The 15,165-nt window shown below is 73.6% G+C and carries 13 protein-coding genes and 1 pseudogene; 10 read left to right on the forward strand and 4 right to left on the reverse strand.

The features are described from left to right. Window positions 1-37: 37 nt before the first annotated feature. Complete coding sequence (locus ACIHAD_RS06435) at window positions 38-241, forward strand: hypothetical protein (protein WP_397353308.1); 204 nt, start codon at window positions 38-40, stop codon at window positions 239-241. 225 nt (window positions 242-466) lie between these two features. Here ACIHAD_RS06435 and ACIHAD_RS06440 read toward each other — a convergent pair whose 3' ends face one another. Next, the gene (locus tag ACIHAD_RS06440) at window positions 467-1,444 is read right to left on the reverse strand and encodes an aldo/keto reductase (protein WP_397353309.1); all 978 of its coding nucleotides are present in this window, start codon (window positions 1,442-1,444) and stop codon (window positions 467-469) included. Between the two features lie 87 nt (window positions 1,445-1,531). Further along, window positions 1,532-3,454: a hypothetical protein gene (locus ACIHAD_RS06445; RefSeq protein ID WP_397353310.1), complete on the reverse strand. Its 1,923-nt coding sequence runs from the start codon at window positions 3,452-3,454 to the stop codon at window positions 1,532-1,534. A gap of 123 nt (window positions 3,455-3,577) precedes the next feature. On the opposite strand from ACIHAD_RS06445, the gene ACIHAD_RS06450 reads away from it, so the two are divergent. Further along, on the forward strand, window positions 3,578-4,045 hold the full coding sequence (locus tag ACIHAD_RS06450) for a GNAT family N-acetyltransferase (RefSeq protein WP_397353311.1): 468 nt from the start codon (window positions 3,578-3,580) through the stop codon (window positions 4,043-4,045). Between the two features lie 64 nt (window positions 4,046-4,109). Here the strand turns inward: ACIHAD_RS06450 and ACIHAD_RS06455 are convergent, their stop codons facing one another. Continuing rightward, window positions 4,110-4,379 carry a hypothetical protein gene (locus ACIHAD_RS06455; RefSeq protein WP_397353312.1) on the reverse strand — a complete coding sequence of 90 codons (270 nt, stop codon included), beginning with the start codon at window positions 4,377-4,379 and terminating at the stop codon, window positions 4,110-4,112. Window positions 4,380-4,613: 234 nt separating this feature from the next. Here ACIHAD_RS06455 and ACIHAD_RS06460 point away from each other — a divergent pair, with 234 nt between their 5' ends. From ACIHAD_RS06460 to ACIHAD_RS06495, 8 genes are read left to right on the forward strand one after another with little or no spacing between them, the layout of a single operon-like run. After that, window positions 4,614-5,924 carry an MFS transporter gene (locus ACIHAD_RS06460; protein WP_397353313.1) on the forward strand — a complete coding sequence of 437 codons (1,311 nt, stop codon included), beginning with the start codon at window positions 4,614-4,616 and terminating at the stop codon, window positions 5,922-5,924. Window position 5,925: 1 nt separating this feature from the next. Beyond that, on the forward strand, window positions 5,926-7,938 hold the full coding sequence (locus ACIHAD_RS06465) for a molybdopterin oxidoreductase family protein (protein ID WP_397353314.1): 2,013 nt from the start codon (window positions 5,926-5,928) through the stop codon (window positions 7,936-7,938). After that, complete coding sequence (locus ACIHAD_RS06470; RefSeq protein WP_397353315.1) at window positions 7,935-9,329, forward strand: FAD-dependent oxidoreductase; 1,395 nt, start codon at window positions 7,935-7,937, stop codon at window positions 9,327-9,329. The genes ACIHAD_RS06465 and ACIHAD_RS06470 overlap by 4 nt, the downstream gene beginning before the upstream one ends. Next, window positions 9,326-11,755 (forward strand): nitrite reductase large subunit NirB, encoded by a 2,430-nt coding sequence (gene nirB / locus ACIHAD_RS06475; protein WP_397353316.1) that lies wholly within the window; start codon window positions 9,326-9,328, stop codon window positions 11,753-11,755. The genes ACIHAD_RS06470 and nirB overlap by 4 nt, the downstream gene beginning before the upstream one ends. Then, the gene (gene nirD, locus ACIHAD_RS06480) at window positions 11,752-12,072 is read left to right on the forward strand and encodes a nitrite reductase small subunit NirD (protein ID WP_397353317.1); all 321 of its coding nucleotides are present in this window, start codon (window positions 11,752-11,754) and stop codon (window positions 12,070-12,072) included. The genes nirB and nirD overlap by 4 nt, the downstream gene beginning before the upstream one ends. A gap of 54 nt (window positions 12,073-12,126) precedes the next feature. Continuing rightward, window positions 12,127-12,858 carry a class I SAM-dependent DNA methyltransferase gene (locus ACIHAD_RS06485; protein ID WP_397353318.1) on the forward strand — a complete coding sequence of 244 codons (732 nt, stop codon included), beginning with the start codon at window positions 12,127-12,129 and terminating at the stop codon, window positions 12,856-12,858. After that, a complete protein-coding gene (locus ACIHAD_RS06490) occupies window positions 12,858-13,841 on the forward strand; it encodes an iron-containing redox enzyme family protein (protein WP_397353865.1) in 984 nt (327 codons plus the stop codon). Before ACIHAD_RS06485 ends, ACIHAD_RS06490 begins: the two co-directional genes overlap by 1 nt. Next, entirely contained in the window at window positions 13,838-14,926 is a 1,089-nt protein-coding gene (locus ACIHAD_RS06495; RefSeq protein ID WP_397353319.1) for a glycosyltransferase, read from the forward strand. Before ACIHAD_RS06490 ends, ACIHAD_RS06495 begins: the two co-directional genes overlap by 4 nt. On the opposite strand, the pseudogene ACIHAD_RS06500 reads toward ACIHAD_RS06495, so the two are convergent. Next, window positions 14,890-15,003: pseudogene (locus tag ACIHAD_RS06500) on the reverse strand (hypothetical protein); the annotation flags it as partial. The gene ACIHAD_RS06495 and the pseudogene ACIHAD_RS06500 sit on opposite strands and share 37 nt — an antisense overlap. Between the last annotated feature and the right edge of the window lie 162 nt (window positions 15,004-15,165).

Raw genomic sequence — 15,165 nt, forward strand, 5'->3', positions numbered from 1 at the left:
TCCGCCAGAGAGGTCGATCGGAATGCGATGGAGTGACATGTCGAAGCGGCGGCGGGCGATGCTGCTCGCGCTCGGTTCGGCGGAGCTGGTGCTCACCGGGGCCGCCGCCGCGGACCTGCGGCGCCGGCCGCAGCGGGAGATCCGCGGCTGGAAGGGCATCTGGTGGCCGGGCATCTTCGTGCAGCCGTTCGGCCCCGTCGCCTACCTGGCGTACGGCAGGCGGAAGGGTCACGGGAGCTGACGGAAGCCGCCGTATCCGTTGGGGCTCATCCGCGGGTGTCCACCCAGACGCTCACGGTCGTGTGCGCCGTGATCCCGGTGTAGGACGTCTGCCCGGTCAGCGTGGCGCAGCCGGCGGTCCATCTTCTCGCGTTCATGCGGGGGCTCCTCGGAGGTGTGCGCGCGGCGAGAATTGCTTAGGAAAGTTTCCTAAACATTAGGCCCGGGAGGCCATACCGTCAACGGGTCACCACCGGTCGTGGACCTGCGGCCGGATGAGCTCGTCGTAGACCGACCGCACGGCGTCCAGCGTCTCGGCGGAGAGCGAGCGGAGGCCGGCGGCGGTCGCGTTCGAGCGCGCCTGGCCGGGGTTGCGCGCGCCGGGGATGACGACCGAGACACCGGGCTGGTCGAGGATCCAGCGCAGCGCGAACTGGGCCATGGACGCCCCCTCGGGCACGAGCCCGGCCAGTCTGCGCACCGCCTCCAGCCCGGTGCCGAAGTCCACGCCGGAGAAGGTCTCGCCGACGTCGAACGACTCGCCCTGCCGGTTGTAGTTGCGGTGGTCGTCGGGGGCGAACACGGTGTGCTCGTCGTAGCGGCCCGACAGCAGGCCGCTGGCCAGCGGGACGCGGGCGATGACGCCCACCCCGGCCGCGCGGGCGGCGGGCAGGACTCGCTCCAGCGGCTTGAGCCGGAACGCGTTGAGGATGATCTGCACGGTGGCCACGCCCGGCCGGGCGATGGCGGTCAGCGCCTCCTCGCAGGTCTCCACGCTGACGCCGTACGCCGCGATCCTCTGCTCGGCGACCAGCGTGTCCAGGGCGTCGTAGACCGCGTCGGAGGAGTACACCGGGGTGGGCGGGCAGTGGAGCTGGACCAGGTCGAGGGTGTCCACGCCGAGGTTGCGCCGGGAGCGCTCGTTCCAGGCGCGGAAGTTGTCCATCACGTAGTTGGCCGGCACCTGCGCCATCCTGCGGCCCATCTTGGTGGCCACGGTGAGCCCGGGATGTCCCTTGGCGAAGCGGCCGACGATCTGCTCGCTGCGGCCGTCGCCGTAGACGTCGGCGGTGTCGACGAAGGTGACGCCCGCCTTCACGGCCGCCTCCAGGGTGGCGGACGCCTCGACCTCGCTCACCTCGCCCCAGTCGGCGCCGAGCTGCCACGCGCCGAGGCCCACGACGCCGACCTGGCGTCCCGTACGTCCGAGTGTGCGGTGTTCCATGCTTTATGTCCGTTCGTCTGGTTCCTGCGACCAGTGTCCCGGACGAGGAGGTCCGGGCGCGCCGCGGGGGGCGCGCCCGGACCGCCGTCAGCGAGGCCGGTAGCTGCAGCGCACGCCCGTGTGTACGGTGGCCCGCAGCTCTTCCCCCAGCGCCTGGTCGGCGGAGGAGACGCGGGAGATCGCCCGCCTGATCGCCTTGCCGACGGCGATCCGCGCGCGTTCCCCCGTGCCGGTGAACGGCCGCGCCCGCCCGCCGATCCCGGTCGCCGCCGACAGCTCGGCCACCAGCCACTCGCGCTCCAGCCGCAGCGCGGCGGCCCGTTCGATGTCGTTCATCGCCTCCAGCTCGTCGATCTCGGCCTGCAACTCGCTCAGCCGCTGCCGGTAGGTCTCCCTGGCCAGGTCGTCCAGCACCGGCTGCGCCGAGGCGGGCTCGCTCTCCTGCGCCGGCGCGCCCGCGGCCAGGTCGGCGGCCAGGATCTCCCGCCCCGGATTGGCGATCAGGGTCGCCAGGTGCCCCATGCCGACGCTGTGCTCGACCACCACCAGCCGCCCGCCGTGCTCCACCTGCCAGTGCCGCCCGTGCCTGCGCAGCCGGAACGCCCCGTTCGCCGCGGCCGCCCTGCCGACCACGGCGGGCAGCGCCATGCCGAGGTCCCTGGCCTCCTGCGCGGCGGCGCTCTGGTGGGCGCGCGCCGCCTTGTCCTGCGGCCCGTCGCGCAGCGCGAGCGCCTGGCCGAGCCGCCAGCGCGACAGCGTCGCGGCGGGCCAGTGGCCCAGCGCGAGGTCGGCCCGTACGGCCTCCGCCAGGTGCCCGGCGGCGCGGTCCACGTCGCCGGTCGTGAGCGCGGCCATGCCCAGGCTGTGGTGCACCGAGCCGAGGCAGACCACACCCAGACTGGCCACCACCGGCAGCCCGGCGAAAGGCAGCAGCAGCGCGTACGCCTCGGCGGCGGTGTCGGCGTCCTGGAGCAGGTGGGCGGTCTCGACGACGCAGTACATCGAGAACAGCCACGTGCTCGACCTCGGCAGGTCGTCCAGGTCCCGGCCGCGCAGCCGGGCCAGGTGACCGGCCGCCGCCCTGCGGTCGCCCGAGGTGGCCGCGGCCAGCGCCAGGGCCGCCAGGTAGGAGTTGTCGACCGGGCTGAGCGTGGGCGAGCTGACCAGGTCGGCCAGCACCGGCAGCAGCTCGGCCGTACGGCCCTGGTACCAGCGGATGGCGCCGATCTGGCCGCCGTACCAGCCGGTGGCGTCCATGTCGCCGGCCTTGAGGCCGCGCTCGAAGCAGTCGCCGGCCATCTTCTCCGCCTGGTCGAACCGGCCCGCCCTGACGGCCAGCATCGCCCTGATCACGTCGGTCACGAACCCGACCGCCAGGTGGTCGTGCTCGGCCAGCAGGCCCCGCAACTCCTCCAGGCAGCGTCCGGCGTGCGGGTCGGCGGCCAGGTAGAGGTCGACCGTCCGCCACAGCAGGCCCATCAGCAGGTCGCCCCTGCGCCGGGTGACCGCCGCCTGGCCGATCAGCTCCCTGGCCAGCTCCAGCCGCGCCGGCCCGTGCTCCGGGCCGAGCAGGCAGTGGTGCGCCAGGCTCAGCGCCTCGGCCAGCGCCGCCGGCTCGCCCGCGTTCCTGGCCCGCGCGACCAGCCGCAGGATCTCCTCGTGCCCGCCCGCGCTGTAGTCCTCCTCCCCGGTCATCCTGATCCGCAGCCGCAGCGCCAGCGGCGAGTACGGATCGATCAGCGACAACGCGTGCCGCTGCCGCGCCCGCACCATCTCCGACTCCGCGCACGTGCGGTGCTCCTGCACCCACACCCCGCCCAGGCCGAGCGCGGCCCTTGCCAGGGCGGGCACGTCGCCGCGCGACTCGGCCTGCCGGTAGGCCGAGTCGAACCAGCGCCTGGCGGTCTGCAGGTCCCCGTTCACGTACAAAGCGCGCTCACCGAGCACGAGCGCGAGCCTGATGTCCGGATACGAGGGCAGGCGAACCCCCAGCTCCTCTAAAACGCCCACGGTTTCCGTCCCCATTCGGTCATCCGGGCTGAGCTTCCAGACGGTCCCCCGAATACCGTTCTGCTGTAACGACGTACGGGGGCGGTGGACGGTTCAACCAAAAGCGCTGGCTACCCTGTGCGCATGATTCGCCCCGCCGCCCCGGAAGACGTCCCCGCCATCGTGAGCATGATCCGCGAGCTGGCCGCGTACGAGAACGCCCTGCACGAGGTCCGCGTGACCGAGGAGATGCTGCGCGGCTCGCTGTTCGGCGAGCGGCCCGCCGCGTTCGCCCACATGGCCGAGCAGGACGGCGAGCCCGTCGGCTTCACGATCTGGTTCCTGACCTACTCCACCTGGCGCGGCGTGCACGGCATCTACATGGAGGACCTGTACGTGCGCCCCGAGCACCGGGGCGGCGGCCACGGCCGCGCGCTGATGGCGGAGCTGGCCAGGATCTGCGCCGAACGCGGCTACCAGCGCCTGGAGTGGTCGGTGCTCGACTGGAACGAGCCGTCCATCGCCTTCTACGACAAGCTCGGCGCCGTGCGGCAGGACGAGTGGCTGAAGTACCGGCTGACCGACGAGCCGCTGGAGCGGCTGTCCCGCTGAGGCCGCCGGCGGCGGGGTGTGCCGCGCAGGCCGGCCCCCCGGCGTGACCTGCGCGGCGTCCTGGTCAAACGCCGACGTGCGACCTGGCCCGCTGGCCCTGGCTGCTGTCGAACATCTCGGTGCCCCCCTCTTCGAGGTCCTTGTGGGTCTCCTCGATCCGCAGTGCGACGCCGATCGCGAAGAACGTGGGCGCCCACTCGCCGATGAAGATCCCCCATCGGTCGGCCCGGTCGAGGCCCGCGCCCTCCTGGTTCTTGGAGATCATCCAAGAAGCGAAGGACAGGCCGATGGACGCCAGTCCCGCGGCGTACATGTGGCCTGACTTGATCCCCATCTGATGCAGCTTTTTGATCATTATTCCCCCCTTGCCTTGAGTGCTGTTACCCCGGGGAAGACCGCGTAACCAGCCAGAACTCCGATCATTTCCGGCATGTTTCGCAGGTGACGCTTGTGCGCGCCTTGTTACAGCGGTGAATCACGCGTAACCGACACACCGCCGCCGGCCGTCAGAACGCGTAACGCGCCCTTCCTACCGTGGTGCTCCCGACGCCGAGCGGAGGAGAGAGTGATGGCGCGCTGGATCACCGAGTGGCACCCCGACGACCCGGCCTTCTGGGAGCGGAGCGGCAGGCACGTCGCCCGGCGCAACCTGGTCTTCTCCATCGTGGCCGAGCATCTCGGGTTCACCGTCTGGACCTTGTGGAGCGTCGTGGCCACCAGGATGGGGACCTACGACTTCTCCACCGACCAGCTCTTCTGGCTCGTCGCGCTGCCGAACCTGGTCGGGTCGGTCCTTCGGGTGCCCTACACGTTCGGGCCGGGCCGGTTCGGCGGGCGTGACTTCACCGTGGCCAGCGCGGCGCTGCTGCTGGTCCCGGCCGTGCTGCTCGGGGTGGCGGTGAACGATCCGGGCACGCCGTACTGGCTGTTCCTGGTGATCGCGGCGCTGGCCGGGGTGGGCGGCGGGAACTTCGCCTCCAGCATGGCCAACATCACCTACTTCTACCCGCGCGGCCGGCAGGGGGTGGCGCTCGGGCTTAACGCGGCGGGCGGCAACGTCGGGGTCAGCTCGGTGCAGCTCGTCGTGCCGCTGGTGATCGGTTCGCTGGGGCTGGCCGCCGCCGGGTGGTTCTGGATCCCGTTCATCGTGGTGGCCGCGGCCTGCGCGTGGTTCTTCATGGACAACCTGGCCGGCGCCAGGGCCGAGCCGCGCGAGCAGCTCGCGGTGGCCGGGCGGGCGCAGACCTGGATCATGTCCTTCCTGTACGTCGGCACGTTCGGCTCGTTCATCGGCTACTCGACCGCCTTCCCGCTGCTGAGCAAGAGCCTGTTCCCCGACGCGCCGTACGCGGCGGTGGCGTTCGCCGGGCCGCTGCTCGGCTCGCTGGTCAGGCCGGTGGGCGGCTGGCTGGCCGACCGGCTCGGCGGCGCGCCGGTGACGCAGTGGAACTTCGCGGCCATGGGCGCCGGGGTGCTGCTGGTGTGGCTCGGCAGCGCCTCCGGCGGGTTCTGGCTGTTCTTCCTCGCCTTCCAGCTGCTGTTCCTCACCGCGGGCATCGGCAACGGCTCGACGTACCGGATGATCCCGGCGATCTTCCAGGCCAAGGCGGTCGCCGAGCGCGGCGAGGGCGAGGAGGCCCTGCTGTACGGCAGGCGCCAGGCCGCGGCGGCGATCGGCATCATCTCGGCGGTCGGCGCGCTCGGCGGGTTCCTCATCAACCGGGCCTTCGGCATGGCGTTCGCCGCGGCCGGCACCCCGGCGCCGGCGTTCCTGGCCTTCGCCGCCTTCTACGCCGCCTGCCTGGCGCTGACCTGGTGGTGCTACACGCGCACCGTCGGCGTCAAGGTCGTCGCCAGCCTCGCCCACGCCCGGGTCTGACATGACGAAGACACACTGCCCCTACTGCGCGCTCCAGTGCGGCATGCGGATCGGCCCCGGGCTGGAGATCAGCCCCAGGACCGACATCCCGGCCAACGCCCCCGGCGCGCTGTGCCAGAAGGGATGGACGGCGGCCGAGCTGCTCACCAACGGCGAGCGCCTGACCACCCCGCTCCTGCACGGCGAGCCGGTGGAGTGGGAGGCCGCCCTCGACCACGTCGCCGACCGGCTGTCGGAGATCCGCGCCGAGCACGGCCCCGACGCCGTGGCCGTGTTCGGCGGCGGCGGCCTGACCAACGAGAAGGCCTACCAGCTCGGCAAGTTCGCCAGGGTCGCGCTCGGCACCAGCCAGATCGACTACAACGGCCGCTTCTGCATGTCCTCGGCCGCCGCCGCCTCCAACCGCGCCTTCGGCATGGACCGCGGCCTGCCCTTCCCGATCACCGACCTGGACGACGCCGACGTCGTGCTGCTGGCCGGCGCGAACGTGGCCGAGACCATGCCGCCGTTCGTCCGCCACCTGTCGGGGGCGCGGCTGATCGTCGTCGATCCGCGCCGCACCCCGACGGCCAGGCTCGCCTGGCTGCACCTGCAGCCCACGCCCGGCACCGACCTGGCGCTCGCGCTCGGGCTGCTGCACCTGGCGATCGCCGACGACCTCGTGGACGCCGACTACGTGGCCGCCAGGACCACCGGGTTCGACGAGGTGCGTACCTCGCTGGCCTCCTGGTGGCCCGAGCGCGTCGAGCGCGTCACCGGGGTGCCGGTGCACCGGATGCGGCAGGCCGTCCGCGCGCTGGCCGCCGCAGGCAACGCCTACGTCCTGACCGGGCGCGGCGCCGAACAGCACGCCAAGGGCACCGACACCGTCACCGCGTTCGTCAACCTGGCCCTCGCGCTCGGACTGCCCGGCCGGTACGGCTCCGGCTACGGCTGCCTCACCGGCCAGGGCAACGGCCAGGGCGGCAGGGAGCACGGCCAGAAGGCCGACCAGCTCCCCGGGTACCGCAGGATCGACGACCCGGCCGCCCGCGCGCACGTCGCGGAGGTGTGGGGCGTGCGGGCCGAGGACCTGCCGGGGCCGGGGCGGTCGGCGTACGAGCTGCTGGACGCGCTCGGCACCCCGGACGGGCCGCGGGCGCTGCTGCTGTTCGGGTCCAACCCGGTGGTCTCGGCGCCCGCGTCCGCGCACGTCGGCGGCCGGATCGCCGGGCTGGACCTGCTGGTGGTGGCCGACGTGGTGCGGTCGGAGACGGCGGCGCTGGCCGACGTGGTCCTGCCGGTCACCCAGTGGGCCGAGGAGAGCGGCACGATGACCAACCTGGAAGGCCGCGTCCTGCTGCGCCGCCGGGCCGTCGCGCCGCCGGAGGGCGTCCGCGGCGACCTGGACGTCATCGCCGGGCTGGCCGCCAGGCTCGGGCACCGCTTCGACACCGAGCCGGCCGCCGTCTTCGACGAGCTGCGCCGGGCCACCGCGGGCGGCGTCGCCGACTACTCCGGCATCACCTACGAGCGCATCGCCGCCGAGACGGGCGTCTTCTGGCCCTGCCCGTCCGGCGACCACCCCGGCACGCCCCGGCCGTTCCTGGACCGCTTCGCCCACCCGGACGGCCGCGCCAGGTTCGTCCCGGTCGAGCACCGGCCCCCGGTCGAGGAGCCCGACCAGGACTACCCCGTGTACCTGAGCACCGGCCGGATCCTGTCCCACTACCAGAGCGGCGCCCAGACCCGCCGGATCGCGTCGCTGGTGCGGGCCGCCCCCGAGCCGTTCGTGGAGCTGCACCCCGACCTGGCCGAGCAGCTCGGCGTCGCGGCGGGCGACCTGGTGCTGGTCAGCAGCCGCAGGGGCCGGAGCAGGGCGGTGGCCAGGATCAGCGACGCCATCAGGCGCGACACCGTGTTCATGCCCTTCCACTGGGAGGGCGCCAACCGGCTCACCAACCCGGCGCTCGACCCGGTCTCCGGGATGCCGGAGTTCAAGGTCTGCGCCGTCAGGGTGGAGAGGGAGTCATGAGGCTCGTCGTGGTGGGGAACGGGATGGCCGGGTCGCGCCTGGTCAGTGAGGTGCGGGCGCGCGACCCGCGGATGCGGGTGACCGTGTTCGGGGCCGAGGTGGGGCCGCCGTACAACCGGGTGCTGCTGTCGGACGTGCTGGCCGGCGGCTCGCGTCCCGACCAGGTGCGCCTGCTCGACCCCTCCTGGTACGCCGCGCACGCCGTCGAGGCCGTGCCCGGCGCCGAGGTCGTCCGCGTCGACCGGGACACCCGGCACGTGGTGACCGCGGACGGGCGGCGCGAGCCGTACGACGTGCTGGTCCTGGCCACCGGCAGCGAGGCGGTCGTGCCGCCGCTCCCCGGCGCCGGGCGGGCCGTGCCGTTCCGCACGCTGGAGGACTGCGAGCGGATCATGGAGGCGGCCGGGCGGGCGCGCCGCGCGGTCGTCGTCGGCGGCGGGCTGCTCGGCGTCGAGGCCGCCCGCGGCCTGGCCGGGCGCGGCCTGCCGGTCACGCTGCTGCACCTGGCCGGGCACCTGATGGAACGCCAGCTCGACGCCGAGGCGGGCCAGGTGCTCGGCGAGACCCTGGCCGGGCTCGGCGTGGCGACCCGCACCGGCGTCAGCGCGACCGCGATCGAACCGGACGGCGTCCGGCTGGCCGGCGGCGAGCTGGTCGAGGCCGACCTGGTCGTCCTGGCCTGCGGCGTGCGCCCGGTCACCGGGCTCGCCGCCGAGGCCGGGCTGGAGGTGCGGCGCGGCGTCGTCGTGGACGACGAGCTGCGCACCGACGACCCGTCGATCTTCGCCGTCGGCGAGTGCGCCGAGCACCACGGCACGGTGTACGGCCTGGTCGCCCCCGCCTGGGAGCAGGCCGCCGTGGCCGCCGAGGTGATCACCGGCGGCAAGGCCCGCTACCGCGGCTCCCGGCTGGTCACCAGGCTCAAGGCCAAGAGCGTCGAGCTGGCCGCCATGGGCGAGACGCAGCTCGGCGAGGAGCACGCCGAGGTGGTGCGCTTCAGCCACCGCGCCCGCGGCACCTACCGCAAGCTCGTCATCCGCGACGGGCGGCTGGTGGGCGCGATCCTGCTGGGCGAGAGCGACGCCGTCGGCACCCTCACCCAGCTCTTCGACCGCGGCGGCCCGGTGCCGGGCGACCGCGCCGGGCTGCTGTTCCCGGGCCTGGCCTCGGCGCCGGTCGCCGACAGCCCGGTGCTGATGCCGGACGCGGCCGAGGTCTGCCGGTGCAGCAACGTGACCAAGGGACAGATCAGGGCGTGCTGGGAGGCCGGCGCCCGCGACGTGGCCGGGGTGGCGGCCGCCACCAGGGCCACCACCGGATGCGGAACCTGCCGCGACGCCGTGGAGGGCATCGTCGGCTGGCTGTGTGAGCAGGAAGGAGTTCCGGTATGAGGAGGATCGTCGTCGTCGGGTACGGCCCGGCCGCGCACCGCTTCGTGGAGACCCTGGTGAGCCGGGGCTTCGACGGGCGGATCACCGTCATCGGGGAGGAGCCGCGCCCGGCCTACGACCGGGTGGCGCTGACCTCGTACCTGTCGGGGACCACCGTGGCCGACCTCACCTACCCGGTGCCCGACGGGACCGTGACCAGGCTGGGCAGCCGGGCCGTCGCCGTCGACCGGGAGGCGCGCACGGTGAGCGTCGAGGGCGGGGCCGCCGAGCCGTACGACGTGCTCGTGCTGGCCACCGGGTCGGCGCCGTTCGTGCCGCCGGTGCCCGGACGCGAGCACGCCCACGTCTACCGCACCATCGACGACCTGGACGCGATCTCGGCGGCGGCCGTCGATGCCGCCGAAGGCGTCGTGGTCGGCGGCGGCCTGCTCGGCCTGGAGGCGGCCGACGCGCTGCGGACGCTCGGCCTGCGGACGCACATCGTCGAGATGAGCCCCTGGCTGATGCCGCGCCAGGTGGACGAGGGCGGCGGCGCGGTGCTCAAGGGCCACGTCGAGGCACTCGGGCTCGGCGTGCACGCCGGGGCGGGCGTCCAGGAGGTCGTCACCGGACCGGACGGCCGGGTCGCCGGGCTGCGCACGCCGGACGGCACGCTGATCGCGGCCCAGGTGGTGGTGTTCTCGGCGGGCATCAGGCCGCGCGACGAGCTGGCCAGGGCGTGCGGGCTGGAGGTGGGCGAGCGGGGCGGCGTCGTGGTGGACGCCGGGATGCGCACCTCCGACCCGTCGGTCTACGCCATCGGCGAGTGCGCGCTGGCCGGCGGCATGGTCTACGGCCTGGCCGGGCCGTGCAACACGATGGCCGAGGTGGCCGCCGACCGGATCACGGGCGGGACGTCCACGTTCGCGGGCGCGGACCTGTCCACCAAGCTCAAGCTGCTCGGCGTCGAGGTCGCGCAGTTCGGCGCGATGGACGGCGCCCTCGACGTCACCTACATGGACCCGGTGGCCGGGGTCTACAAGAAGCTGTTCATCAGCGACGACGCCCGCACGCTGCTCGGCGGCATCTGCGTGGGGGACGCCGGGCCGTATGCGGCGTTGCGGCCGTTCGTCGGCAAGCCGTTGCCCGCGCCGCCCTCCGACCTGCTGTTCAGCGGCTCGGGGGCGCGGCTCGACCTGCCCGACGACGCCCTGGTCTGCTCGTGCAACAACGTGTGCGCGGGGGACGTCCGGCACGCCGTCGCCGACCTGGGCGTGACCGACGTGCCGGGCCTCAAGGCGTGCACGCGGGCCGGCACCACGTGCGGGAGCTGCGTGCCGATGCTCAGGCAGTTGCTGGAGAAGTCGGGCGTCGAGGTCGACAAGGCGCTGTGCGAGCACTTCGCGTTCTCGCGGGCCGAGCTGTTCGACATCGTCCGGGTGCGGAAGATCACGACGTTCTCCCGGCTCATCGCCGAGCACGGGCAGGGACGCGGCTGCGACGTCTGCAAGCCGGCCGTGGCCTCGATCCTGGCCTCACTGCACAACGGGCACGTGCTCGACGGCGAACGGGCCGCGTTGCAGGACACCAACGACGCCTTCCTCGCCAACATCCAGAAGAACGGCACGTACTCGGTCGTCCCGCGCATCCCGGGCGGCGAGATCACGCCGGACAAGCTCATCGTGATCGGCGAGGTCGCCCGCGACTTCGGGCTCTACACGAAGATCACCGGCGGCCAGCGCATCGACCTGTTCGGCGCCCGGGTCGAGCAGCTTCCGGACATCTGGCGGCGGCTCGTGGACGCCGGCTTCGAGTCCGGCCACGCCTACGGCAAGGCCCTGCGCACGGTGAAGTCCTGCGTGGGCTCCACCTGGTGCCGCTACGGCGTCCAGAACGCGGTCGGCCTGGCCATCGCCCTGGAGCTGCGCTACCGCGGCCTGCGCTCGCCGCACAAGCTCAAGTCGGCCGTCTCCGGCTGCGCCCGCGAGTGCGCCGAGGCCAGATCGAAGGACTTCGGCGTCATCGCCACCGAGCAGGGCTGGAACCTGTACGTCGGCGGCAACGGCGGCTTCAAGCCCCGCCACGCCGACCTGCTGGCCACCGACCTGAGCACCGACGACCTGATCAGGACCGTCGACCGGTTCCTGATGTTCTACGTCCGCACCGCCGACCGGCTGCAACGCACCGCCGCCTGGCTGGAGTCGCTGGACGGCGGCCTCGACCACCTACGGAAGGTGATCATGGAAGACTCGCTCGGCATCTGCGCCGACCTCGACGCCCAGATGGACCAGCACATCGCCACGTACGCCGACGAGTGGGCGGCGACCCTGGACGACCCGGAGAAACTGGGCAGGTTCGTCAGCTTCGTCAACGCCCCCGGCGTGCCCGACCCGTCGATCGTGTTCGCCTCCGAGCGCGGTCAGATCAGGCCGGTGATGGCCCGATGAGCTGGACCCCGGTCTGCGAGTACGCGACCATGCTGCCCGAGCGCGGCGTCTGCGCGCTGGTCGGCGGCCGGCAGGTGGCGCTGTTCCGCACCCACGAGGGGCACGTGCACGCCCTGGACAACCTCGACCCGTTCAGCGGCGCGTACGTGCTCTCGCGCGGCATCGTCGGCACCAGGCGCGGCGAGCCCACCGTGGCCTCGCCGCTGCACAAGCAGGTCTTCTCGCTCGTGTCCGGGACGTGCCTGGACGAGGAGGCCGTCCAGGTGCCCGTCTACGCCGTACGGGTGGCGGGCGGGCGGGTGGAGGTCAGCGTTTAGCCGATCAGGCCACGGGCATTGACCTGCTGAAACATGGGGGACGGGGGTGTGCGCGTGACCTACGACGCCTCCGCCTACGGGCGCCGGATCGCCGACATCTACGACGCCACGGTGACGGAGCTGCCGACCGGGGCAGCCGTCGAGCGGCTGGCCGCGCTGGCCGACGGCGGCCCGGTGCTGGAGTTCGGCATCGGCACCGGACGACTGGCGCTCCCGCTGGCCGCCCGCGGCCTGTCCGTCGCCGGGATCGACGCCTCGCCGGAGATGACCCGCGAGCTGCGCGCCAAACCGGGCGGCGAGGCCATCCCCGTGACGGTGGGCGACTTCTCGACCGCGCGGGCCGAGGGCTCGTACGGGCTGGCGGTGCTCGCGATCAACACGATCTTCGCGCTGCCCACCCAGGAGGCGCAGGTCGACTGCTTCGCCAACGCGGCGCGGCACCTGCGCGCGGGCGGGCGGTTCGTGGTCGAGGCGTGGGTGCCCGACCCGGCCGCCTTCCGCGACGGCTCGGCCCTGAGGCTGCTGTCGCTGGCCGAGGACGTCGTCCTCATGGAGGCGGCCAGGCTCGCCCCGGCCACCCAGCACATGCGCACCACCCGCGTACGGCTGACGGACGAGGGCGTGCGGCTGCTGCCCGCCAACCACCGCTACGCCTGGCCGTGCGAGCTCGACCTGATGGCCAGGCTGGCCGGGATGGCTCTGGAGCACCGCTGGGCCGACTGGATCGGCAGCCCGTTCACCGACGACAGCCGCGCGCACGTCTCCGTCTACCGCAAGGCCGCGTGATGCGCCTGCCGCCCGCGCGTGGCGCGCTCACCGACCTGCTGTTCGACCGGCTCGCCCGGCCGCCCGCGACGCTGCCCGAGGCACCCGCCCCCGCCGGCGAGGAGGACCTCCACCTCGCCCTGTTCGCCTGCTACGAGCTGCACTACCAGGGCTTCGACGAGGTCGACGACCGCTGGGAGTGGGAGCCGTCGCTGCTGCGCCTGCGCGGCCTGCTGGAAGGCCGTTTCGAGCGGGACCTGGCCGAGGCCGTCCCGCGTCCCGGGCCGGTGCCGCCCGGCGAGGTGCGGCGCGCGCTCACCGCCATGACCGCCGAGGACGAGGACGAGCCGTCGGTCTCGCTGTTCCTCCAGCGCGAGGCCGGGATCGAGACCTTCCGCGAGTTCGTGATCCACCGCTCGATCTACCACCTGAAGGAGGCCGACCCGCACACCTGGGCGATCCCGCGCCTGCGCGGCCGGTCCAAGGCCGCCCTGGTGGAGATCCAGGCCGACGAGTACGGCGGCGGGCGGCACGAGCGCATGCACTGCGAGCTGTTCGGCCACACCATGCGCGGCCTCGGCCTCGACGACTCCTACGGCGCGTACCTGCCGAGGGTGCCCGCGGTCACGCTGGCCGTCAGCAACGCCATGTCGCTGTTCGGGCTGCACCGGCGGCTGCGCGGCGCGCTGGTCGGCCATCTGGCCGCGATCGAGCTGACCTCGTCGCTGCCCAACCGCCGCTACGCCATGGGCCTGCGCCGGCTCGGCGGCGACGCGGCGGCGGCCCGCTTCTACGACGAGCACGTGCAGGCCGACGCCGTGCACGAGCAGATCGCCGCGGGCGACCTGTGCGGCGGCTTCGCGGCCGCCTTCCCCGCCCTGACCGGCGACGTCCTGTACGGCGCCGCCTGCGCCCTGGCCCTGGAACGCCGCTGGGCCGGGCACGTCCTGGGCCACTGGGAACGCGGCGCCTCCTCCCTGCTCGCCCGGCCGGTGCCCGCGTGATCGACCTCGACTACGTGGTCCCGCTGCGCTGGCAGGACGACTCCGGCCTCGACGAGCTGACCGGATACCTGCGCGCCCTCGCCCCGCACGTACGCGTGACCGTGGTGGACGGCAGCCCGCCCGAGCTGTACGCCCGGCACGCCCGCCGCTGGCGCTGCCTGGTCCGGCACGTCAGCCCCGCCGCCGGCCTGTCCTTCGCCAACGGCAAGGTCGACGGCGTGACGACCGGGCTGCGGCTGGCCGCGGGCGACCGCGTCGTGATCGCCGACGACGACGTGCGCTACGACCTGCCCGCCCTGGCCGAGATGCACGCCCTGCTCGCCCGCGCCGAACTGGTCAGGCCGCAGAACTACTTCGACCCCGCCCCCTGGCACGCCCGCTGGGACACCGCCCGCAGCCTGCTCAACCGCGCGTTCGGCGCCGACTACCCGGGCACGTTCGGCGTCCGGCGGTCGTTCTTCCTGGCCATGGGCGGCTACGACGGCGACGTGCTGTTCGAGAACCTGGAGCTCGTCCGTACCGTGCGCGCCCACGGCGGGCGCGAGCTGTGCCCGCCCGGCCTGTACGTCCGCAGGCTGCCGTGCGACGCGCGGCGGTTCTGGTCGCAGCGGGTCCGGCAGGCCTACGACGACCTCGCGCAGCCGGTGAGGCTGGCGTCCTTCCTGGCGGTGCTGCCCGCGCTCGCGCTGGTGCGCCGGCCGCTGCCGCTGCTGGCCGCCGCCGGGGCGGCCGTCGGGCTGGCCGAGGCCGGGCGGCGGCGGGCCGGCGGGCGGCGCGTCTTCCCCGCCTCGGCCTCGCTGTTCGCGCCGGTGTGGGTGCTGGAGCGGGCGGTGTGCTCCTGGCTGGCGGTGGGCGCGGCGTGCGCGGGCGGCGTGCCGTACGCGGGGGCCAGGCTCGCGCGGGCCGCCCACTCGGCGCGGTGGCTGCGCGCGCGGGCTCAGCAGTCGGCGGGCGGGTCGGGCTCGCTCGACGCCCGGAAGCCGACGGACTTGTGCGAACCATCGCAGAACGGCTTGGTGGACGATCGGCCGCACCGGCACAGCGCGACCGTGGCCCTGCCCGGGTCGATCGGCTCGCCGTCCTGAGTCAGCAGCGTGAAGGAACCCCTGATCAGCAGCGGTCCGTCCGCACAGGGCGTGACGGTGGTCGTCGGTTCGTCCATCGTCGTCCCCTGCCCCGCCGGCCGGCCGACTACACGGCCTCGACCGGTGGATAGACGTGCAGGCTACGGTGAGCCGCAGGCAGGACGCACCGCCGCCCGGACCGGACGCTGGCGCAGCGTTCGGCGTCCTCGCGCTGGGGCAGTGGCTCGGGGTTCGCCTGT

This window comes from Nonomuraea sp. NPDC052265 (assembly GCF_044547985.1).
Lineage (GTDB): Bacteria > Actinomycetota > Actinomycetes > Streptosporangiales > Streptosporangiaceae > Nonomuraea.